This is a genomic window from Dyella sp. 2YAF14 (assembly GCF_052114725.1).
Classification (GTDB): domain Bacteria; phylum Pseudomonadota; class Gammaproteobacteria; order Xanthomonadales; family Rhodanobacteraceae; genus Dyella.
Genome location: NZ_JBFRFH010000004.1, coordinates 275,841 through 296,749, shown reverse-complemented (window position 1 = coordinate 296,749; position 20,909 = coordinate 275,841). Strand labels below are relative to the sequence as shown.

16 protein-coding genes are annotated in these 20,909 nt (G+C 63.4%); 9 read left to right on the top strand and 7 right to left on the bottom strand.

The features are described 5' to 3' along the window. The 7 genes from AB4Y82_RS09745 (at window position 1) to AB4Y82_RS09715 (ending at window position 8,147) form a co-directional block, all read left to right on the top strand. On the top strand, window positions 1–780 hold the full coding sequence (locus AB4Y82_RS09745; protein WP_441603173.1) for a polysaccharide biosynthesis protein: 780 nt from the start codon (window positions 1–3) through the stop codon (window positions 778–780). An 83-nt stretch (window positions 781–863) separates the two neighbouring features. Continuing rightward, a complete protein-coding gene (locus AB4Y82_RS09740; protein ID WP_441603174.1) occupies window positions 864–2,210 on the top strand; it encodes an outer membrane beta-barrel protein in 1,347 nt (448 codons plus the stop codon). Then, complete coding sequence (locus tag AB4Y82_RS09735; RefSeq protein ID WP_441603175.1) at window positions 2,207–2,980, top strand: serine aminopeptidase domain-containing protein; 774 nt, start codon at window positions 2,207–2,209, stop codon at window positions 2,978–2,980. Before AB4Y82_RS09740 ends, AB4Y82_RS09735 begins: the two co-directional genes overlap by 4 nt. Next, window positions 2,980–3,801, top strand: coding sequence for an alpha/beta hydrolase (locus tag AB4Y82_RS09730; protein WP_441603176.1), 822 nt, complete (start codon window positions 2,980–2,982; stop codon window positions 3,799–3,801). Before AB4Y82_RS09735 ends, AB4Y82_RS09730 begins: the two co-directional genes overlap by 1 nt. A 2-nt stretch (window positions 3,802–3,803) precedes the next feature. Then, window positions 3,804–4,808 carry a UDP-glucose 4-epimerase GalE gene (gene galE, locus AB4Y82_RS09725; protein WP_441603177.1) on the top strand — a complete coding sequence of 335 codons (1,005 nt, stop codon included), beginning with the start codon at window positions 3,804–3,806 and terminating at the stop codon, window positions 4,806–4,808. A gap of 68 nt (window positions 4,809–4,876) precedes the next feature. Further along, window positions 4,877–6,556: a hypothetical protein gene (locus tag AB4Y82_RS09720; RefSeq protein ID WP_441603178.1), complete on the top strand. Its 1,680-nt coding sequence runs from the start codon at window positions 4,877–4,879 to the stop codon at window positions 6,554–6,556. 58 nt (window positions 6,557–6,614) lie between these two features. Further along, window positions 6,615–8,147 (top strand): oligosaccharide flippase family protein, encoded by a 1,533-nt coding sequence (locus AB4Y82_RS09715; RefSeq protein ID WP_441603179.1) that lies wholly within the window; start codon window positions 6,615–6,617, stop codon window positions 8,145–8,147. 956 nt (window positions 8,148–9,103) lie between these two features. On the opposite strand, the gene AB4Y82_RS09710 is transcribed toward AB4Y82_RS09715, so the two are convergent. From AB4Y82_RS09710 to AB4Y82_RS09695, 4 genes are all read right to left on the bottom strand, one after another. Beyond that, window positions 9,104–9,856: a glycosyltransferase family 2 protein gene (locus tag AB4Y82_RS09710; protein ID WP_441603180.1), complete on the bottom strand. Its 753-nt coding sequence runs from the start codon at window positions 9,854–9,856 to the stop codon at window positions 9,104–9,106. Further along, complete coding sequence (locus AB4Y82_RS09705) at window positions 9,853–10,797, bottom strand: methyltransferase domain-containing protein (protein ID WP_441603181.1); 945 nt, start codon at window positions 10,795–10,797, stop codon at window positions 9,853–9,855. The genes AB4Y82_RS09710 and AB4Y82_RS09705 overlap by 4 nt, the downstream gene beginning before the upstream one ends. Window positions 10,798–10,802: 5 nt before the next feature. Continuing rightward, window positions 10,803–12,047, bottom strand: coding sequence for a hypothetical protein (locus tag AB4Y82_RS09700; protein ID WP_441603182.1), 1,245 nt, complete (start codon window positions 12,045–12,047; stop codon window positions 10,803–10,805). 66 nt (window positions 12,048–12,113) lie between these two features. Next, complete coding sequence (locus AB4Y82_RS09695; RefSeq protein WP_441603183.1) at window positions 12,114–12,746, bottom strand: polysaccharide deacetylase family protein; 633 nt, start codon at window positions 12,744–12,746, stop codon at window positions 12,114–12,116. A gap of 439 nt (window positions 12,747–13,185) precedes the next feature. Between AB4Y82_RS09695 and AB4Y82_RS09690 the strand changes: the two genes are divergently transcribed. Together AB4Y82_RS09690 and AB4Y82_RS09685 are read left to right on the top strand one after the other, a co-directional pair. Further along, on the top strand, window positions 13,186–14,376 hold the full coding sequence (locus tag AB4Y82_RS09690; RefSeq protein ID WP_441603184.1) for a glycosyltransferase: 1,191 nt from the start codon (window positions 13,186–13,188) through the stop codon (window positions 14,374–14,376). After that, a complete protein-coding gene (locus AB4Y82_RS09685) occupies window positions 14,373–16,472 on the top strand; it encodes an NAD-dependent epimerase/dehydratase family protein (protein WP_441603185.1) in 2,100 nt (699 codons plus the stop codon). Before AB4Y82_RS09690 ends, AB4Y82_RS09685 begins: the two co-directional genes overlap by 4 nt. Before the next feature lie 779 nt (window positions 16,473–17,251). Here the strand turns inward: AB4Y82_RS09685 and AB4Y82_RS09680 are convergent. Genes AB4Y82_RS09680 through AB4Y82_RS09670 form a run of 3 tightly spaced genes read right to left on the bottom strand, consistent with a single transcriptional unit; the run spans window position 17,252 to window position 20,900 of the window. After that, complete coding sequence (locus AB4Y82_RS09680; RefSeq protein WP_441603186.1) at window positions 17,252–18,433, bottom strand: glycosyltransferase family 4 protein; 1,182 nt, start codon at window positions 18,431–18,433, stop codon at window positions 17,252–17,254. Then, window positions 18,430–19,545, bottom strand: coding sequence for a GT4 family glycosyltransferase PelF (pelF, locus tag AB4Y82_RS09675; RefSeq protein ID WP_441603187.1), 1,116 nt, complete (start codon window positions 19,543–19,545; stop codon window positions 18,430–18,432). The genes AB4Y82_RS09680 and pelF overlap by 4 nt, the downstream gene beginning before the upstream one ends. Beyond that, window positions 19,542–20,900, bottom strand: coding sequence for a phenylacetate--CoA ligase family protein (locus AB4Y82_RS09670; RefSeq protein ID WP_441603188.1), 1,359 nt, complete (start codon window positions 20,898–20,900; stop codon window positions 19,542–19,544). The genes pelF and AB4Y82_RS09670 overlap by 4 nt, the downstream gene beginning before the upstream one ends. Window positions 20,901–20,909: the final 9 nt, after the last annotated feature.

Genomic DNA, 20,909 nt, shown 5'->3' with positions numbered 1-20,909 from the left:
ATGAAGAATATCGAAGACGACAACATGTCCGAACGTATCAGCGAAGTGTTGGAAGCGGCGGCGCACAACCTCGAGTTGCGCAAGACCTCAAGCCAGTCCATTGCACGCATGCACGAGGAGGGCGGCGCGCTGGCGCCGATCCAGCTCGAGCAGCGGCGGATGATTCATCGCGAAGAATCGGTGCGCCAGCAGTCCGATGCCTTCCGCGAGATCCGTACGCGCCTGCTCGCGATGGGCGGACACCACAACTTCACAACCCTGGTGGTGGCGGTGAGCCCGCGTTCGGGAAGCAGCTTCGTGGCGCGCAATCTCGCCGCCGCCTTTGCGTTCGATGAAGCCAAGACCAGTTTGCTGATCGACTGCAACGTGCGTTATCCGAACCAGCACAAGGTCATGGGCATCGAGCCTGCGCGCGGTGGACTGATCGACCTGATGGATCATCCGGCGATCGGCATCGAGTCGATCATCTATCACACCGGCGTACCGCACCTGCGCCTCATACCGGCGGGCAAGTCGCGTGAAAGCAGCAGCGAATACTTCACCTCCCATCGCATGCGTGCGGTGATCGATTCGCTGCGCTCGCGCTATGCCGACCGCTACATCTTCCTTGACGGTCCCTCCATCAAGGGCGCGCCGGACGCGCGAATCCTCGCCGACCTGGCCGACTTCGTGGTGGTGGTGGCTGGCTACGGGAAGGACACGCCTGGGGCGATCAGCCAGGCGCTCAGTCATTTTGAGCCGAGCAAGCTCGCAGGAGTGGTGTTCAACCAAGCGCCCTAGACCAACAGGAATGAAGGATAGGGAAGAAGGCGCCGCCACAGGGTGGGACGACGCCTCAAGGGGTAACGGTCAGAGGAATGGATATGCCGGCTTACAACAGGCTCGCCCGCGCCACCATGATCGCGCTCGTCGTTGTGCCTGGCACCTCATGGGCAGGCGACTTCGCGTATTCGGTGTTCGGCAGCGTGGAACACAGCGACAACATCGCCCTGTCCACGGAGAACCCCCAAAGCACCAATGTGTTCGTTCCCGGCGTCAACTTTGCCTATCGGCAGGTGGGTTCCACGCTCCAGGCGAACGTAGTCGGTACGGTGGAATACCTCGATTACAGCAACAAGAATTTCGACAGCCAGGTGCTGGGCACGTTGGGCGCGCAGGCCAACTGGTCGGTGATACCGCAGCGACTGGATTTTTCCATCGAGGACGATGCGGGCGTCCAGCCGGTCGACACGCTGGCCAGCAATTCGCCCAATAACGAACAGCAGACCAACGTGCTGTCGTTGGGCCCGATCCTGCATTTCCAGTTCAACGGGTCCACTCGCGGCCAGGCTGAGCTGAAGTATCTCAACAGCTATGCCTCGAAGGTGGACGATTTCGATTCGTCGCGCGGGCTGGGCGCGTTCCGCGTGATTCGCGACGTGAATCCCACGACCCAGGTGTCGTTGAACGTGGAGTCACAGCGCGTCGATCTGAAGAACAACGACGCCGGCCCCGACTACACCCGCAACGAGTTCTATGCGCACTACGTGCACACGCTGCGCGATTTTGACGTGGATGCGTCGCTGGGGTGGGCATACATCGACTTCACCCATGCTCCCAGCGCGTCCAAGCCCTTGGCCAACGTCACCGTGGGCTGGCGGCCGAGCGTGGACAACAGCTTCAGCCTTACTGGCCGCTACGAGTACTCCGATGCGGCCCAGGACATGCTGTTGCAGCCGGGCCAGACCATCGTCGACAGCATGACCAATGTGCCGACCAACCCGCTGGATCTGATCAACGACCCGACCCGCGGCGGCATCAACACCGGCACGATGGTGGTGGACTCGGAGGTGTACCTGGACCAAAGCATCGAGGGCACCTACAGCTATCGCGGCGATCGCTTGTCCATCACCGTGCAGCCTCTCTATCGAAAACTGACCTATTTGAATGACACCGAGTTCAATCAGAAAGAGAAGAGCGGAGCCATCAGCGTGGAGTACAAACTGCGGCCCACGTTGTTTCTGTCGGCGTTCGGCAACTACCAGCATCTCGATTACACCAACATCATCCGTACCGACAAGAGCACGCGTTTCGGTCTTGCGCTGAGCCACCAGTTCACTCAGCGCTGGAGCTGGCGCGCTGCCTATACCCGCCAGTTGCGCAACAGCACGGCCGTCCAGCAGAGCTACCACGAGAACGAATTTCTCGTGTCGCTGGTTTATCACCGATGAAAGCGCGCATCGAAGCCGAACTGCCGTTTTACTTCGGCCCCGGAAGGGAGCTGTTCGGCTTCTATCATCCCGCCGCAGGCATGCGCGCGGCGGTGTTGCTATGTCCGCCGTTTGGCGTGGAGCAGATCCGCTGCCACCGGCTGTACCGCCAGTTGGCCCATGGCTTGGCCGAGGCAGGATTTCCGGTATTGCGCTTCGATTACTTCGGGACCGGCGATTCGGCGGGTGAGAGCCGCGCCTTTGAATGGACGCGTTGCCTCGCTGACGTGGTGACAGCCGCCACAGAGCTGCGCATGCGCCACGGCGGCGGGCGTGTGCTGGCGTTTGGCGCGCGTCTTGGCGCCAATGCGGCGCTCGCGGCGGCGCAGGCGGCGCGACTGGACGGCGTCGTTGCGTGGGACGTGATTACCGATGGCGCAGCCCTGGTACGTCAGTACGACCACATGCAGGAATCCCTGAAGGTCGATCTGAACCGATTCGAATATGCGCGACCGGAGCTCGACGTCAGTACGCAATGGCCGGGCTTTGAGACCAGCGATCGCCTGCGCGGGCAACTGATGGATCTGCGCTTGCTGGACCCGGGCATTGCCTCGGCCTGGCTTGCCTCATCCGTATCCGATGACGCGTCGCAACTGGATGAGCGTTATGCCGGTAAGTGCACCGCGGTCGAGGTTTCGCCGCGCTGGGACGATGTCGACAGCCTTGAGCTGGCGATACTTTCACATCCTTTGCTGGAGGCGGCCAAGCGCCACCTGAAGGAGATGGCCTGATGCACGAGCAGGCCTTCCGCTTTGGTGGCGCCAGGCATCTGGTTGGCGTGGTCGGTTTGCCCGCGCTGATCGACCAGGGCGTTGGCGTGATTTTTCTCAATGCCGGCATGGTGCATCGCGTGGGGCCGTTCCGCCTCCATGTGGAGCTGGCGCGGCGACTCAATGCCTTGGGTTACCCCACGCTGCGTTTTGATCTGTCCACCATCGGTGACAGCGGCGCCAGCGGGCAGCGCCTGTCGCGTCCCGAACAGGTGGTTGCCGATGTACGCGACGCGATGGAACTGCTGAAGCAGCAGTCGGGGTGCACGCGCTTTGTATTGTTCGGACTTTGTTCCGGCGCGCAGAACGCGCATTCGACGGCGTTTGCCGACGAACGCGTGGCAGGTGCGTTTTTCCTCGATGGCTATGGACATCGCACGCTGGGGCAGCGCGTGCGTCATTACCTGCCGCGCCTGTTGAGCCTGTCGGTGTGGCGCCAGCGATTGGCGCGTCGTGGCGTGGCAGTGGCGCAGCGTCCCGCCGAGCCGGCCTTCGTGGTCGAGCCGTTGCCGCCGAGGGTCGTGCGCGCGCAGCTCGCCGACATGCTCCAGCGTGGAATCAAGCTCGATTTCATCTACAGCGGCGGCGTGGCGCGTTACTTCAACCACGTCCGCCAGTTCCGCGAGTGTTTTGGCCGGCTGGCCGATCACCCGGGCGTGAGCGTCAATTATTTCAAGCAAGCGGACCACACCTACGTACTCAGCGGTGACCGCCAGCAGCTGCTCGAGCACGTCGCGCAGTGGATGGGTCGCCATTTCCCCGTCACACGACCAGGCACGTGATCATGCACAAAGTACTCGTCACCGGCGGCGCCGGCTATATCGGGAGTCATGTCGTCCAGCAGCTGACGTCACGTGGCGAGCATGTGGTGGTGATCGACAACCTGAGCTCGGGTTATCGCGAGGCCGTGCAGGGTGCCGAGCTGGTGGTGGGCAATGTGGGCGATACCGCGCTGGTGGCCTCGGTGCTGCAGCATCACGGCATCGATGCCGTGCTGCACTTTGCGGCTCACACCGTTGTGCCCGAATCGGTGAGCGATCCGCTCAAGTACTACGGCAACAACACCTGCAATACGCGCAACCTGCTGGCGGCCTGTGCGGATTCGGGTGTCGACAAGTTCATTTTCTCGTCCACGGCAGCCGTGTACGGCCTGACCGAGCATGGCGTCGCCGATGAAGACACGCCGACCCAGCCCGCCAATCCGTATGGTCGCTCCAAGCTGATGTCGGAGATGATGCTCTGCGACCACTGCGCGACTGGGCAGATGCGTCATGTGATCCTGCGTTACTTCAATGTGGCCGGTTGCGATCCCAAGGGGCGCATCGGTCATTCGGCGCCATCGGCGACCTTGCTGATCAAGGCGGCGTGCGAGCATGCGGTGGGCAAGCGTGCATCGCTCGCCATCTACGGCACGGACTACGACACGCCCGACGGCACCGGCATTCGCGACTACATCCATGTGGAAGACCTAGCCACGGCTCATCTGCGTGCGCTGGACTATCTTCGCGAAGGTGGTGATTCGCTCAAGCTCAACTGCGGTTATGGCCATGGATACAGCGTGCGCGAAGTGCTCGATTCCGTGGCGCGGGTCGACGGGCACCCGCTCAATATCGTCGAGCTGCCGCGACGCGCCGGCGACCTTGGCATGCTCATCGCGTGCAGCGACCGGCTCAAGCAAGTGCTCGACTGGCAGCCGCAATACGACGATCTCGATTTCATCGTGCGCACAGCCCTGTTGTGGGAACGCAAGCTGGTAAGCAAGCCTGCGCCATTGTCGTCGGTGGCGTGATGACGGGAAGCGCGCCCGCGTTGGTTTCCCGCCCGATAGGGGGACGTAGGCGCGGTGCAACTTCATTAGTGTGGCTCGCCCTGCTGCTGCCGATGACATGCTGGTCGGCGGGGCATACGCACAAGTCGCATGGCGCGCCCACCAAGACTACTGAAGCGCCCGCTGTTGCAGCACCTGCCGATAGTGCAGCTGTGCAACGCATCGTGGTGCATCAGAACGTGGGCGAAGGGCCAGAGGTTCGAGTCTCCGTAGGCATTCCTTTTCCGCCATCGACGCTACGCGATGTGCAGCAGCTGCGCATACTCGATGCGGCGGGCAACGAAGTGCCATCGCACGTGGACGCGACCCTGCTCTGGTATGCGCGCGATCGCAGCATTCGGGCGGTACGCGCCCAGTTTCATGCCCAACTAACCAAGGGTGAGGGCACCTATTATTTCTCGATCGGCAAGCCGCGTACCCGCGACGCGCCCGGCTGGCCGTATGCGCAGGAACTGGTGACGGATGGGCAAGGCGTGCGTGTGGCTGCCGCTCTCGCAACACTGGAACCGGCGTGGCTTTGTGCGTCGCTGATTGCCGGCCCGCAGACGCCTGCCACCAAGGGCGAGGCCTACGCCAACTACGTGTCCACCCAATTCGATTGGGCGAAGAAGCTGCCGGCCGACGATCACACCGCGTGGCTGTTCGATCGCCCCAGCACGTTGTTCAAGGCCTATGTGCGAACGGGCCGCTTTGATTACCTGCAAGCCGCCGATCAGAGCTATCACTTCTACATGAAGTACATCAAGCGGGATGGCATGCCGTTCAGTCCGTTCTGCGCGGGCGGCTGGACCATGGGTAAGGAGCCGTGCGACGTGAAATACGTCTACGTCGAGCCCATCCTGCTGGCTCTGGCGCTCACCGGCGACGATAGCGAACACGATAGGGAGACCGTCGACAAGATGGTCATCCTGTGGCAACACGGCGGCTGGAGCGGCACGCCGGGACCGTATACGAATCCGGGCGAGCGCTTCACCGAGCGCCTGGCGGGGCTGGGCCTGCTGGCCACCATCAACGCCTATGAACTGACTGGCGAGACGCGCTATCTCGCCCATGCGCGCGAACGCGTGAGCTGGCTCTATGACCATCAGCGCAGCAACCCGGACAAACTCGGCGTCGACGGCTCGTGGCGCAACAGCTGGAACCTGCACGAAGACGATTCCTGGAACCCGCAACACGATGTGCGCGGGTCCTCGCCGTGGATGAGCGAGAACATCATCGACGGCCTCTGGCACACCTGGCTGGTCACGGGCGACCACCGCATCCCGGACATGATCACGGCCTTTGGGCGTTACCTGGAGCGCTACGGCTGGATCGACGTGAACACCATCGTGCAGGGTCACGAGTGGCGCAATCCGTGCTCCGGTGAGAAAGGGCAGATCGCCTGGTACTGGGCATCCTCGGGCGCCAGTCGCAGCAAGCTGGCCGAGATCGAGGATTCCGACGGCTGGTACAGCGACTCGCACAACGTCGAGCTGGTGATGCCGGTGGCGGCAGCCTATTACTTCGAGCGCGATCCGGCGCAAAGCGATGCGCTGAAGCGTCGTCTCGACGCACTGGCCTCCTCCTACAACACCGAGTGCGCGCAGATTGGCGAGACGGTGCGTCGCTTCAACTGGAACAACCGCGGCAGTGGCGTGGCGATGTGGTTGCTGCAGCAGCCGCCGGGCAGCGGATCGAACTCGCCGCTGGCGGCGCACACAACGCCCTAGGGCTTGGATGGGACGAATGGCAAGGTATCAGCAGGGGCAGGTTTAGATGAATCGTCGTATGGCAGCACTTCGCAGCATGGCGCTGGTGTCGGCTTCCACCTATGTGGAATACGCGCTGGGCCTGTTCATCAGCGTGTGGATTGCGCGCGCGCTGGGGCCGGCGGACTTTGGCCGCTATGCGTTCACGGTGTGGCTGTGCGGCTGGTTGATGACTTGCAGCAATCACGCATTGACGACTTCTTCGACCAAATTCATCGCCGAGGCCTACGGTGCGGAGCTGCCCGAGGTCGCCTCGCATATCTCCTATCGCCTGATGCGCAATCAGATGTGGAGTTGCGCGGTTGTGATTGCGCTGTTTTTCGCCGGTGTCGCGATCATCCGCCCGCAGGAATGGGCGGGCTTCATCTTGCCGATCACGGTACTCGTGGCTATCGGCGTGGTGGCCAAGGCCAATTACAGCCTGCTGGTGGCCATATCGAAAGGGCAGGAGCATTTCGAGCCGGTGTCCATCGCCACGGTGATCTCGGGCGTCATCATGCTGGCCCTGGTGGGGCTTGCCACCTGGTTCCACGCAGGCCTGCTCGCCTTCGTCGGGATCTTTGCGGTCTCCTGCCTGACGCTGAACCTGATCAACCGCATGGCGTATCGCCATTACTGCCTGCCGTTTGGCCCGGGCGACGTGCCCGATGAAATGTCCAAGCGCCTGACGCGCCACTTGCGGCTTACCGCGGTGCTGATCCTGTTGATTGCGCTGAAGACCAACACGATCGAAGTCTTTCTGCTCAACACCTATGCCAATTCCACGGCGGTGGGCTTCTTCGCCATTGCGGGCACCTTGACGCGCGGCGCGGTGGAGCTGTTCTCAGTGGGACTTACCTCGACACTGCTGCCCTACATGGCGCGCGCCTTTGGCCAGAGTGGGCAATCGCACGCAACCCGCGTGCTGTCGGAGGCGACGCGATTCTATTGGGCCACCGGTCTGATGATTGCGGGGCTGGGTTTTGTCACCACGCCGGGGTTGGTGACGCTGATGTACGGCAACAAGTACATCGATGCGATTCCTGCGATCGAGGTCACCCTGGTATTGGCGGGGCTGTTGCTGATCACCAACAGCATCGCCGCCTTCCAGGTGGTGACGGATCGGCAGGGGGACCGTCTGCGCATCTCCGGGTCGGCGTTGATCATCAACGTGATCCTTGGGTTCAGCCTGATTCCGCACTTTGGTCTGCTGGGCGCGGTGCTTTGCTATGCCGGCACGCGTCTGGCTGAGCTGGCGATCTGCACGTTTTATATCCGGCGTGTGGCCAGTGCCGGGTTGCCGATCGCACCGATGCTGAAGCTGTTTGTCGTGGGGTTGGTGGCCACGGGAGCGGGATGGTTGGTGGCGGCGGTGACGCCGGGGCACTTTGCCTTCATCACGGGGGCGGTGACGTTTGTCGCGGTGTTCTTGCCTTCCAGTTTCCTGGTGCGTTACTGGAGTGAAGAGGATTTCCGGTTGATGGGGATGATTACGGATAAGTTGGGGCCGGTGGGGCGGGTGGCGAAGAGGGTGTTGGGGATGTTGCAGGGGCCGGTGCCTAGGGCGCCGTAGAGTTTTAGCTCGTCATCGCTGTGCGGCCGATTTTCAGTTCGTCATTCCTGTGAAGACGGAGATCCGGTGACTTTTCACTCGATTGTGGCGATATCGCCAGCGTGCCGCCTGCGCGGCGGGCGTTTCGAACGGCTGCCGCCGCTCGAGTCACTTTTCTCTTGCTGGCCCAAAAGATCCCACGGGACTAGCTTCGCGTCGAAAGTAACCCAAAGAGAATGGCCTGATAACGCCCGCAGCATCGTGTTGGGATAAGCCCGAACGCTTGAGGTGCGCTGTTGTGGGACAACCTCCGAGGGTACACAGGGATACTTCCAAGCGCTGCGCAACGCGCCCGAATCGCTGAGGACTTAAAGCCGGGCCTCGCTGCGCTTCGGCCTTAGCCGCGCATGGCAGTTGGTGCCGCGCCTGGCGCTTGTCTGTGGGAGCGCACCCTGTGGGCGACAGCCACGCTGGGGTGTACCGCTCCGTAGGATTGTCGCGCACAGGGTGCGCTCCCACAGAAGAGCCGACCGGCAAGATTGATCCGCCATCCACAGACCTGCGTCCTCCCTTGTAGGAGCGCACTTGTGCGCGACCGCGGCGCTGGGGTGTACCGCTCCGTAGGTTTGTCGCGCACAGGGTGCGCTCCCACAAAAAGCCGACCGGCAAGATTGATCCGCCATCCACAGACCTGCGTCCTCCCTTGTAGGAGCGCACTTGTGCGCGACCGTGGCGCAGGGGTGTGCCGCTCCGTAGGATGGTCGCGCACAGGGTGCGCTCCCACAAAAAGCCGACCGGCACGATTGATCCGCCATCCACAGACCTGCGTCCCCATTGTAGGAGCGCACTTGTGCGCGACCGCGGCGCTGGGGTGTACCGCTCCGTCAGGTGGTCGCGCACGAGTGCGCTCCTACAAGGGGATTTTGGCCATGGGGTGAGGGCGCGGCGGCGTTTCCGATGTCGTGCATCGGCGGCCGTCACGCCATCCTTTTCCTCATCGCCTGCCACGCGTAGTGGCACATATATTGGGATGAGGAGAGCCAGCTGAGGTGGGCGATGTCACGGTAGATGCGCCACTGCCAGCAGGCGGCGCGCCATTTGTCGGCGGAGACGGAGCCGTCGCGCACGCAGTAATAGGCGAGGGGCTGGTCGCCGGGGACGCATGAAGCGGAGCCGGCGCGGCGCACCATCTCCAGCCAGAACACGTAGTCCTCGTGACCTACCTTGCGAAATGCCGCGTCGCCCAGGCTGCGGTCGTAGAGGCCGGTAAGGTTGCCGATATGGTTGCTGCGCAGCATCTGCTCGTAGCTGACGGTGGCGGGTGGCCTGACGCAGGAGAGCAGGTGGCCTTGTTCGGTGACGCGGTCATAAGCCGTGAATGACACGCGTGCACGCGTCTCCTCCATATGCTCCATCTGCCACTCCAGCTTGCGCGGATGCCAGCCGTCGTCGCTGTCAAGAAATGCGATATGGCTGCCGCGCGCCGCTGCAATGGCGACGTTGCGTGCCGCTGCCACGCCTGCGTTTTCCCTGGCGTGGATCACGCGAACGCGATCGTCTACTTCGGCGAGCGAGTCGAGCAGCGCGGGCGTCTCGTCGGTGGAGCAGTCGTCCACGACGACCAGCTCCCATGAGGCATAGGTCTGCGACAGCACCGAGGCAACCGCGCCGCGTATATAGTTCTGCGCGTTGTAAGCGGGCATCACCACGCTGACCAGGGTGCTGCTCATGGACGTGCTTCTGCCGCGTGCTTGCGGCCAATGAAGTCAATCGAGGTCACGCAAAGACGCTCCGGTGGAATGTGCGCGAACTGGGCGTGGACCTGCATGGCCGCCAACTGGGCGAGGCGCGTTTCACGCGCGCACTCGGTGTTGAGCACGATGTCGAAACCCACCGCCTTGGCCCGGTCGACGAACTCGTGCGCGCGCATGCGGTTCTGGTAGAGGAAGGCGTTGTCCCAGCGGCGCCATTGGCTATCGGAATACTTCAGATAGTTGAGCTGGTTGATCTTGCGGTCGACATAAGCATAGTGATCGCCGCAGTTCACCGAATGGAACATGATGCCGCCGGGCGCCAGGATGCGCAGGGCTTCGCGGAAGATGCCATCCACTGCCTCGGGAGCGACGTGCTCCAGCACGCTGTTGGAGAAGACGCAGTCGAGCTGCTGTGAGCCGAGGCTCGTACGCGAGGCATCCGCCGGCGCCTCGTAGACCACTACGCCGTTGGTGGCTGCAGTCACGTCATCGCTCAGCTCCAGGCGCGCCACCAGAATCTGCTGACGCTGTTGAACAACGTGCTCGGGCACATCGCAGGCTTCGGCGATCAAGGCGGTGTGGCGGGCCAGATGGCTGGCGCATTCCCTGACCAGATCCAGCTTGATATGCCGGTTCAGGTCGACCGTGATCACTTGTCTTGCCCCGCCGAGATAGCAGGCAAACGGGAAGGTGGGATACCAGCCGCTGCCGATTTCGAACAGCCGCGCGCCGGCAATGGGAACACCGGCTTCGCGCAGGTGGCCGGCCATCAGGCGCCAATCATCCATCTTGATGTCGAATTCGCGGGTGAAGCCGCGCAGGCCGCCGAACCGGCGCTGCAGCTCGTAATGCGCGCGCTCGCCGCCAGGCACATGTCCCAGCACTTTCTGCAGCACGCCTTTGGCTCGCCAATGCATCGTGGTTACTCCATGCCGGGAACGTCGACCATCGCTGCGGTGGCGCGCTGATCGGGCGATGACGCCGGGGATGTCCACCGGGTGACGCCCGGTGGCGGGGGTAGTTCAAAATCGCGGTAGCGCGCCGGGTTGCCTTGCATGCCTGCCTCGGCGGCCTTGATGATGTTGTACATCTCGCGCGAGGTGACGTAGTGCAGCACGTAGCGCTGCCCATCGTTGTACGCCGACTCCAGATGCTCGTGCATGGCGTGCATGGGGGCGCCGAGCAGCGTCTCCATGTCACGTTCCTGGGTGCCATGCGTGTGGATCTTGATGAAGATCCATTCCGGGCGTCCCTCCACGTGAATGCCCGTGCGCACCCAGGCATCGACACGTTCGGGCGTCGGCGGGCAGCTGTGGCGCACATCGGCGTTCTCGATGCGCGGCATGATCAGCTTGCGGCGGCGCTTCCAGTCCAGCCCCAGCGGGCCTTGCACGATCATCAGGTCGCCCGTGGGCGTGCCGTCGACACGCACCGGCATCCCGGTGTTGTGGGATTTCGGTCGGCAGGGATCATCGGTGGCGTAGTAGATCGAATTGATGGCGCGCGTCTGGGTTTCGCTGGGCGCGGAGGGCAGGGTGAAATCGGCGTAGCAGCCCAGTTCGCGCAACAGGATCAGCTCATTGTTGAGACCGCACCAGCGACCGTCCGCGCGTGAGTTGTCCAGCGACCAGTTGCCATGGATAAAACCAAAGCGCAGCTGGCCCGTGTGTGGATCACGCGACAGCGCCCCGTGCCTCGCATGCAGCAGCTCGTTGAAGCGCGAGATGGTGGCGCAGAAGTTTTCCGGCGTGTCGTTGTCATGGTGCAGGTGAATTTCGATCTCGCCATAGCCGTTGGCGCAGAGTTCGGCGATCTTGTCCAGGTGTTCGGGCAGGTACTCTTCTTCGGGATAGAAGAAAGTGTGCTGGGGCGGGCGTCCATCGGCGTCGCGATGGCGCGACGCCATGGCCGGATAGCCGCTGTGCCAGCGGTCGACGCGGGCGCGCTGGGTGTCCAGATCCACACGACCCCAGGCCGGTTCGTAGTGATCCACGAAGCAGAACATGACGTGGGTTGGCCCAGTCACGGCGGGTCGCGGCCGGCGGCGCAGATAGCTGCCCAGCCACACCTGCATGTTGCGCGAACGTATGGCCATCCACGCCACGATGCAGAAGACGGCGGCGAGCACCGCCAAGATCAGCAACGCCAGGCCCAGTGCTAGGCTCATCTCACATCCCCTGTCAGCGGTCGCCGCGCCATGGCAGGCGCGTTCCGCATGGTGCGCTGCCCAGCGTCATGCAGGCAGCGCGCGAAAGGTGAAACCGTGTTGCTCCCATTCGGGCAGCAGCTGTTCCAGCATGCGGCGCGAGCAGTCGCTGTCGTCATGCATCAACATGACGTCACCTGCGCGCGGCGGTTGTGCACGCAGGCGTGCGGCGAGTTCTTCCGGCTCGCGGCCTTGATAGTCGAGCGTGTCGTATGACCAGTAGGCGAGCTTGCGCTTGCTGAGGGCAAAGCGCAGCGTCAGCAAGAGCGAGAATACGCCACGCGGTGGACGAAAGCCGTGATGAATGAGCCCGTCGAAATGGGACAGCACCTGGTCCGTGCGCTCCACTTCCACCCATTGCTCGGTGTGGGTCAGCGCGTCGAACATCGGGTGGCTATAGGAGTGGTTGCCCAGCGCATGTCCTTCTTCGACGATGCGCTCCACCAGTTGCGGATAGCGTTCCGCTTCGCGCCCGATCAGGAAGAACGTAGCCTTGACGCCATGCCTGCGCAGCAGTTCCAGCAGGGCCGGCGTGTGGTCGGGATTGGGGCCATCGTCAAAGGTGAGATAGAGGGCCTTGTCGGCGCCAGGCGCGCGCGTGAATACCACGGCATGCGGTATCCATTGCAGCAATTGCATCTTTTTCGGTCGGAGCGTCATGACGACAGTTCGCACGGAAAGGATGTGAATGGGCGAGCGCCGCAAGGGCGTCGATCAGCGGCCTGGGCTGCCATCGGGCGCCGTCCTGCCAGGCTCCACTTTGTCGCCAATGGGCTTTGATATCCATCGGGCACATAGTCAATGGGGCATGCCACCGACAGGCTATGGCGAACGGCCGATAGGCCACGGTTCGACCACGCGTGATTGCGTGGAAATGGCTGGAAACAAGGCTTTTCGCTCCGGTTGCCTTGGCAATTCGACGGATGGGAGGGTCATCGGCATTGGGTTAGGCTGCTTGTGTCGAACAGTGGGCGGAGCAGGTGTCCGTGCCTACCCGGCGGCGTTCACCTTCGATGCGCCGCTCTTCACTTGGGGTGATCAACCTGGACAGGGGACAGGTCATGATGGATGTACGCCCGGCCCTCGCGCGGGAGCTGGCATGCTAGAGCACTACGGCGTGGTCTATTTCGGCAACGACTGGTGGGCGGAAAACCGTACCAGCAGCCATCACGTTGCCACGCGTCTGGCCGCGCACATGCCGGTGCTATACGTGGATTCCCCGGGCATGCGCGCGCCGCAGGCCAGCGGACGCGACCTGCGCCGGGCATTTCGAAAACTGCGCGAAGCCTTTCGGTCGCCGCAACGCGTGGACACCAATTTCTGGCATTGCACGGTTCCGCAGCTGCCGTTCCGGCGCATTCCCGGCGTGCCCTTGTTCAACCGCCTGTTCAGCCAGTGGGCGCTGCGACGCGCCATGCGTGTGCTTGGCACAAGGCGTCGCATCTCATGGTTCGTGACGCCTCATCCGGGCTTTCTCGCGCGACGCCTGGGCGAAAACTTCTGTGTCTATTACTGCATCGACGACTATGCCGCTCACCCTGGCGTAGACGCCGAAGTGATCGCTGCCAGCGACCTGGCGCTAACCCAGCGCGCGGACATCGTCTTCGTGGCACCTCCTGCCTTGCTGGCAATCAAGCAGGCGCAGAACCCTCAAACGCGCTACTCCCCGCACGGCGTGGACACCAAGCTGTTTGCACGCGCAGCCGACCCGGCGACGGAGGTTCCTGCCCTGGCACGCGAACTGAAGGGCCCCGTCGTGGGTTATTTCGGTTCGATCCACGAATGGATCGACGTGGAGCTGATCGCCTGGCTGGCAAGTTCACGGCCGCAATGGACCTTCCTGCTGGTGGGCTATGCCGCGATCAAGGTGCCCGAACTGGAGGCACTGCCGAACGTAGTGCTCGCCGGCGCGCAGCCGTATGGCAGCTTGCCCGGATGGGCCAAGGCGTTCGACGCTGCGATCATTCCGTATCGGCGCAATCGCCAGGTGGAAAATGCCAATCCGCTGAAGCTGCGCGAATATCTCGCCACCGGCAAGCCCATCGTTGCAGTGAGCAATCCTGAGATTGCGCGATTTGCGTCCGTGGTGCGCATCGCTGAAGGCCATGAGGATTTTCTGGCCGGTCTCGACCAGGTCCTGGCCGATGGACCGCAGAAGGGCGCTGCCGAGCGCATGGCCTCGGTGGCTGATCAAACCTGGGATCGCCGTGTGGAGGACGTGCTGCGTGAGGTCGCCACGTCGCTGGCCACGGCGGATATGACATTGGCCGACCGTCGGGTGCCTGGATGAATTTTTCTGTCGACAACCGTCTGCGCATCGGCATTGTGGGCGCGGGCTACGTGGCGCGCTATCACATCGAGGCGCTGCAGCGACTGGACTATGTCCAGATCGTCGGCATCTGCGATCTCGATGTGGACGCTGCGCGCAAGCTTGCCCAGGCGTTCGGCATCGAGCGGGTGTTTTCTGATCTTGCCGAGCTCGGCGAAACTCGCCCGCATGCCATCTATGTGCTGACGCCACCGTCCAGTCATTGCCCGTTGACCTTGCGCGCGCTCGACATGGGTTGCCATGTCTTCGTGGAGAAGCCGATGGCCGATTCGGTGGCCGAGTGCGACGCCATGATCGCCAAGGCGCGCGAAAAGGGCTTGGTGCTCTCGGTCGATCACTCGGACCTGTTCGACCCGATGGTGATGCGTGCCAAGGCGCTGGTTGACGCCGGCGCATGCGGCGAGCTGGTGGCGGTGGACGTATGGCGCAGCTCCGATTATCCGCCCTATGGTGGCGGCCCGCTGCCAGGGATGGTGGCGCAGGGTTCTTATCCGTTCCGCGATCTGGGCGTGCATGGCTTGTACACACTGGAAGCTTTTCTCGGCGAGCTTGCGCAACCCGATATCCGATATCGCTCCACTGGCAGATCCACCACGCTGAAGTTCGATGAGTGGCAGGCCACGGCAGAGGGCGCGGCCGGTACCGGCCGCATCATGCTCTCATGGAATATCCGCCCGATGATCAACCGCATCGTGGTGCAGGGCACCGGCGGCGTGATCGAGATCGATCGCTTCCTGCAGGTGTGTCACGTTCGCCGCGTGTTGCCGGGACCGAAATTCATCGGCATCGTCATGGGCGCGTTTTTTGGCGCGGTGCGCGATGTGTTCCGCATACCGTGGAATGTGCTTCGTTTTGCCACCGGTCGGCTGCGGCCATCGCCTGGCATCCAGGCGGGCGCCCAGGCATTCGCCCAGGCATTGCGTGATGGCAAGGCGCCGCCGGTGAGCGCGGAGGACGGCCGTCGCCCCATTGCCCTGATGGAAGCGGCATGCCGCCGCGCCGATGACGAGCGCAGGCAGGAGCTGGAAGCGCGATATGTCGCGCTCGAACCGGTCGATGCCCTGGTGACGGGGGCGTCAGGCTTTCTTGGGCGCAACCTGCTGAGTGCGCTCCGGCGCAACGGCCAGCGCGTGCGCGTCCTGGTACGCCGGCCGGACCCGCGACTTGCGGCGTTGGCCGAGCAGGTGGTGGTGGGCGACCTGGGCGATCCGCACATCGTGGAACATGCGGTGCAGGGCGTACGCACGGTCTATCACGTGGGTGCAGCGATGGGTGGTGGCCCGCGCGATTTTGAGGCCGGCACGGTGTGGGGTACCCGCAATATCGTCAGCGCCTGCGTGAAGCACGCGACGCAAAAGCTCGTGTACGTCAGTTCGATGAGCGTGCTCGACCACGCGGGGCGCGATCCCGCCGTGGCGATCCATGAAGGATCGACGCTTGAACCCCATCCCGATTGGCGCGGTAGTTACACGCAGACGAAGTTGGCGGCTGAGACGCTGGTTCGCGAGGCCATGCGCGATCACGGTCTTCCTGCCGTAATCATTCGCCCCGGCCAGATCGTGGGGCCGGGATCGGAAAACACCACGCCCAACGGAACCCTGGCCATCGCCGGTCGATGGATTGCGGTTGGTTCGCCGTCGCAGACGCTGCCGCTCGTCTATGTGGACGATGTGGTGGATGCGTTGTTGCTCGCGGCGCATGTGACGGCGGCGCAGGGGCAGGTGATTCATGTGGTCGATCCGGCGAACGTGACACAGGGCGAATATCTCGATCGCGTGCGTCGCAAGCGCGGCAAGGGACTGCGGCTTATGCGCTGGCCGACCGGTTTGTTGCTCATGCTGGCGGTGGGTGTGGAAGGCCTCGGTAAATTGTTGCATCGGAATGTGCCGCTCACGCGCTATCGGGTGAGGTCGTTGCGACCATTGGCAAATTTTGATCAGCGGGCGGCGCGGGAGGTGTTGGGTTGGGAGCCGCGGGTGGGTTTGCGCAGAGGGCTGGATGTGATGTTTGGGGATGAGGTGGTGGGGGAGGAGTTGGCGCAGGTGTCGGATAAGTAGCGGCTGGGGGCGTGTGGCGCATTCAACATTCGCCTGTTATTCCAGTGCAGGCGGGAAGCGCTCTTCAACAGCGGGGCTGATCATCGAGAGCTTCGGTTCTGGGTTGCAGGGATATCGCCAGGGTGCCGCCTGCGACGCGAAGCTAGTCCCAGTGGGACGCGGCGGGCGTTTCGAACGGCTGCCGCCGCTCGAGTCACTTTTCTCTTGCTGGCCCAAGAGATCCCTCGGGACTAGCTTCGCGTCGAAAGTAACCCAAAGAGAATGGCCTGATAACGCCCGCAGCATCGTGTTGGGATAAGCCCGAACGCTCGAGGTGCGTCTGATGGGACAACCTCCGAGGGTACACAGCGGGTACTTCAAAGCGCTGCGCAACGCGCCCGAATCGCTGAGGACTTAAAGCCGGGCCTCGCTGCGCATCGGCTTAGGCATCGTTCCTTCCTTCTGCCACGCCCGCTTGTCTGTGGGAGCGCACCCTGTGCGCGACAGCCACGCTGCGGTGTATCGCTCCGTAGGTTTGTCGCGCACAGGGTGCGCTCCCACAAAGAGCCGACCGGTACGGGCCTGCGAGATCCTTGTAGGAGCGCACCTTGTGCGCGACCGCAGCGCTTGGGTGTACCGCTCCGTAGGCTGGTCGCGCACAAGTGCGCTCCTACAAAAACATCAGCTCGGCAAGGCTGGGCGTTGAAGCGAGGGAAGGTGACCCGGCATCCGGCGAGATGACGGATGCCCAAGACAGGCGAGCGAGCTGGCGAAAGCGCGGCGGTAAAACACCGAGGCACTCACGACGCCGAATACTTCACCTCTCCCGTACGACTCATCGCCGCCGCTTCAAGAATGCCACCCAATTGCTGGACGTTCTCATCCCAGCGAAATCGACTCGCATGGGCAGCGATAAGAGGCGTGTCCCAGGCTTTTCCAAGCGCATCCACCAGCGCTCCCTCCAGACCAATCCGATCATGCACATCCACCAGCATGCCCGCGTGCTCCGGCAATACTTCGGGGATGCCGCCGACGCGGGTGGCGACCACGGGTGTGCCGCAGGCCATCGCTTCGAGCACGACGTTGGGCACGCCTTCGTTATGGCTGGGCAGGCACAGCAGGTCGGCGGCGCGGAACCAGTCGCCGAGTGCGTCGTGCTCGACAGCGCCGACGAGGCGCACGCGCTCCTGGCAACCCAGGGCGGCGGCGCGCTGCAGTAGCGGCTCGCGACTCGGGCCGGAGCCGACGAACATCAGGTTCGCGTCCGGATGCATGGCCAGTACGCGTGGAAATGCCTCGAGCAAGTCGAGGCAGCCCTTGCTGTCCTTGAGGTTGCCCACGTAGAGCAAAATGCGTTCGTCCTGCGGCAGCGACAACCTGCTGCGCGCATCACTGAGTGAGCCGGGCGTAAACAGATTGGGTTCGACGCCGTTGTACAGCACGTGCACCCGGGACGGATCCACACCCAGCGCAATCGCCTTGTCCGCCAGCGCCTGGCTTACTGCCACGACGGCCTGCGCACCGCGCAAGGCCTGGCGGATCTGCGGGCGGATCAAGCCTTGCTCGGCCTTCACGTTGAGATCCGTGCCGTGCACCTTGACCACATAGGGAATGCCCAGATGCCGAGCCACCCAGCTCGCCGCCGCCGCATCCGGATAGGCCCAGCTCAGCAACATGCAGTCGTAAGGGACGCGACGCAGGCGTCGCCATTTCTGCGCCAGCAGCGAGGCCAGCCAGCATGCGGCATGCAGCGGGCGGCCGATCACCGGCGGATAGAAGAACACGAACTGCTCACTGTTGACGTGGTTCACGCGAAACGGCTGGCGTTTGCGGCCGAAGCGCTCGCGAAAGTCCACGGCCGTGATCACGTCCACGTCATGATGTTGGCCAAGCCGTTCGAACTGTTGCCGGTTGAACGGACTGCGCAACGGGTCCCACGGCGAGGGAAACAAGTTGGTCAGTACGAGTATCTTCAGGCTCACGCCGTGTACTCCACGGCCTGGTACAGGCGCTCGTAGCGCTCGGACATGGCTTCCAGCGATCCGTACTGCTCGACCCAGCTGCGTGCCGCCCGTCCGTACGCGGCGGCGCGATGCGGCTCGCGCAACAGCAGCAGGATGGCCTCGGACAGTGCGTCGGCGTCACCGGGAGGCACCAGTTGGCCCGTGCGACCGCTCTGGATGATCTCGCCGTTGCCGCCGACATCGGTGGCAACGATGGGCAGCGCTACTGCGCAGGCCTCCAGCAGCGCCATGGAATAACCTTCGCTGGCCGAGGACAGCACGAACAGGTCCAGCCCCTGCAACAGGTCGCGCACGTCGTTGCGATCGCCGAGAAAATGCACGGCGTCGCGAACGCCTTCCGCCGCTGCGCACGCCTGGAGCTGGGCGCGCAGTTCGCCGTCGCCGATCAGCAGCAGCGCGGCGTGCGGATACTGCTCGTGCACCTGCCGGAAGGCGCGTATCAGCCCGGTCTGGTCCTTGGTCCAGTTCAGCCGGCCGACGTTGCCGATAAGAAAGGCGCTGTCGTCCAGGCCAAGAAGGTGAAGCACGTGCTGCCGCATGGCGCGCGATGCGGGAGTGAAGCGATCAACAGCGATGCCATTGGGCACCACGCGCGTCATCGCCTTGGGCAACATGCCGCGCGAGACGCCGCTGCGTCGCGCGGCTTCGCAGACGGTGACCACCACGTCGGTGCGCGCGAGCGCCCGGCGATAAAGCCACTCCTTGCGGCCGGTACGCTGGCCCGCGCCCATGCCGTGGCGCGTATTGAGTATGCGCAGCACATCGAGACCGCAAGAGGCGAGAACGGCCTGGTAGTGCGCCACCGCGTTATGCGTGTGCAAAACATCGGTATCGTGGCGATCGATCGCCCAGCGGGCGCGGGCAAGCGCGCGCAGATCAATGCCGCGTCCCTTGCGGCAGGCCACCACGGGTATGCCCGCCGCATCGAGCTCGTGCGCGAGCGCTCCGGTGTCGTACAGGCATACCACCTGGCACTGATGGCCTTGCCGCTGCTGCAACTGGACCAGGTCGAGCACCATGCGCTCGAGGCCGCCGCGATTGAGGTTTTCAACCACGTGCGTGATATTCATGCCAGTTCCGACAATGTCACGCGACGCTTGCCACTGCGGGTCAAAGGAATGTCATCGACGAAACGGTAATCCAGCACCACGCTGTCGCCCAGCACCTTGGCAGTCTCGCGCTGGATATAGGCGAGCGAGGCATCGTTGAACTCCCCGCTGCGCACAATGGAAAGTTCCAGCCGGTCCAGTTGCCGCTGCACCAGCTGGAAGCGCGACAGGCCCGGCACGTCCTTGAGCATATGCGGAAAGAACTCGCCGGGAAGGATGCGCCCGTCCGGCGTGCGAATCGCGTCCAGCACCCGTCCGTCGACGCGCTCAAGCAGCGGCAGCCCGCGACCGCAGGGGCAACTGCGCACACCCGACGCCGTGGCCAGATCGCCGTTGACGTAACGAATGAACGGCATGCCGTAGTTGGAAAGGTCGGTGATGGCCACTTCGCCCGGGCCGTGCGCGGCTGGCTGGCCGTCGCCATCAAGCAGCTCCACCACCAGGTGATCGGCATTCACGTGCAGGCCATGGTGATGGCCGCATTCGGAGGCGATCAGCATGAATTCGCGGCAGCCGTAAGTGTTGAAGACAGGGCTGCCAAAGGCCTGCCGTATCGTCTCGCGCTGGTGCGGATGCAGCGCTTCGGCAGCGCCGATCACCGCGTCGGGACGATGCACCTTGCGCCCCGTCTCGACCATCCATTGGGCCAGCTGTGCCAGCGGATTGACATAGCCCACCAGGATTGACGGCCGGTATTGGTCGATCGCATCGGCATAGGAGGCCAGATTGGATTCCGTCATCTCGAAACTGTTGAGTACGCGCCGGGCAAACACCGCGTTGTAGATATTGTCCTTGAGCTGATGCGCGCGCCCCGGCGTACCGACCGCGCCCGCCCACAAATACATGGTGCGACGTCCCGGTCGCGAACCGGCCCAACCGTAGCCGCGCCACATGACGGCGATGCGCCTGTCGTAGCTCTCGCGTGTGTAGCCCAGCTCCAGCGGTTCGCCGGTGGAGCCGCCAGTGCGCTTGAACAGCAGCCGGCCACTCCAGGAAGAGGCCTGCAGGTCTTTGAAATTCTCGCGGATATCGGCCTTGGTCAGTACCGGCAGGCGCGCATAGTCCTGCAGATTGCGGATGTCGTCCGGCTGGATGCCGAGTTCGCGCCAACGCTGCCGGTAGTAGGGAACCTCGCGATGGCAATGTTCGATCAGCGTCTTCAGTCGCCGGAACTGCAGTTCGGCAATCGCCTCGGGCGAGTACCACTGATCGCGTTCGTAAGACGCCAGCCAGGACAGCGTGCTGCGGCGGCGAAGGCCGCTCTCATACGCAGGATAGAGCACGCGGCGGAAAGCCTGCTCGTACCAACCACTCATGGCGAACAC

Bases quoted from the DNA above. Each gene is read 5' to 3' on its own strand.
- AB4Y82_RS09710 (WP_441603180.1), bottom strand. From the start codon at position 9,856: ATGAGCAGCACCCTGGTCAGCGTGGTGATGCCCGCTTACAACGCGCAG.
- AB4Y82_RS09700 (WP_441603182.1), bottom strand. From the start codon at position 12,047: ATGAGCCTAGCACTGGGCCTGGCGTTGCTGATCTTGGCGGTGCTCGCC.
- AB4Y82_RS09735 (WP_441603175.1), top strand. From the start codon at position 2,207: ATGAAAGCGCGCATCGAAGCCGAACTGCCGTTTTACTTCGGCCCCGGA.
- AB4Y82_RS09690 (WP_441603184.1), top strand. From the start codon at position 13,186: ATGCTAGAGCACTACGGCGTGGTCTATTTCGGCAACGACTGGTGGGCG.
- AB4Y82_RS09715 (WP_441603179.1), top strand. From the start codon at position 6,615: ATGGCAGCACTTCGCAGCATGGCGCTGGTGTCGGCTTCCACCTATGTG.
- galE (WP_441603177.1), top strand. From the start codon at position 3,804: ATGCACAAAGTACTCGTCACCGGCGGCGCCGGCTATATCGGGAGTCAT.
- pelF (WP_441603187.1), bottom strand. From the start codon at position 19,545: ATGAATATCACGCACGTGGTTGAAAACCTCAATCGCGGCGGCCTCGAG.
- AB4Y82_RS09740 (WP_441603174.1), top strand. From the start codon at position 864: ATGCCGGCTTACAACAGGCTCGCCCGCGCCACCATGATCGCGCTCGTC.
- AB4Y82_RS09705 (WP_441603181.1), bottom strand. From the start codon at position 10,797: ATGCATTGGCGAGCCAAAGGCGTGCTGCAGAAAGTGCTGGGACATGTG.
- AB4Y82_RS09685 (WP_441603185.1), top strand. From the start codon at position 14,373: ATGAATTTTTCTGTCGACAACCGTCTGCGCATCGGCATTGTGGGCGCG.
- AB4Y82_RS09745 (WP_441603173.1), top strand. From the start codon at position 1: ATGAAGAATATCGAAGACGACAACATGTCCGAACGTATCAGCGAAGTG.
- AB4Y82_RS09695 (WP_441603183.1), bottom strand. From the start codon at position 12,746: ATGACGCTCCGACCGAAAAAGATGCAATTGCTGCAATGGATACCGCAT.
- AB4Y82_RS09670 (WP_441603188.1), bottom strand. From the start codon at position 20,900: ATGAGTGGTTGGTACGAGCAGGCTTTCCGCCGCGTGCTCTATCCTGCG.
- AB4Y82_RS09730 (WP_441603176.1), top strand. From the start codon at position 2,980: ATGCACGAGCAGGCCTTCCGCTTTGGTGGCGCCAGGCATCTGGTTGGC.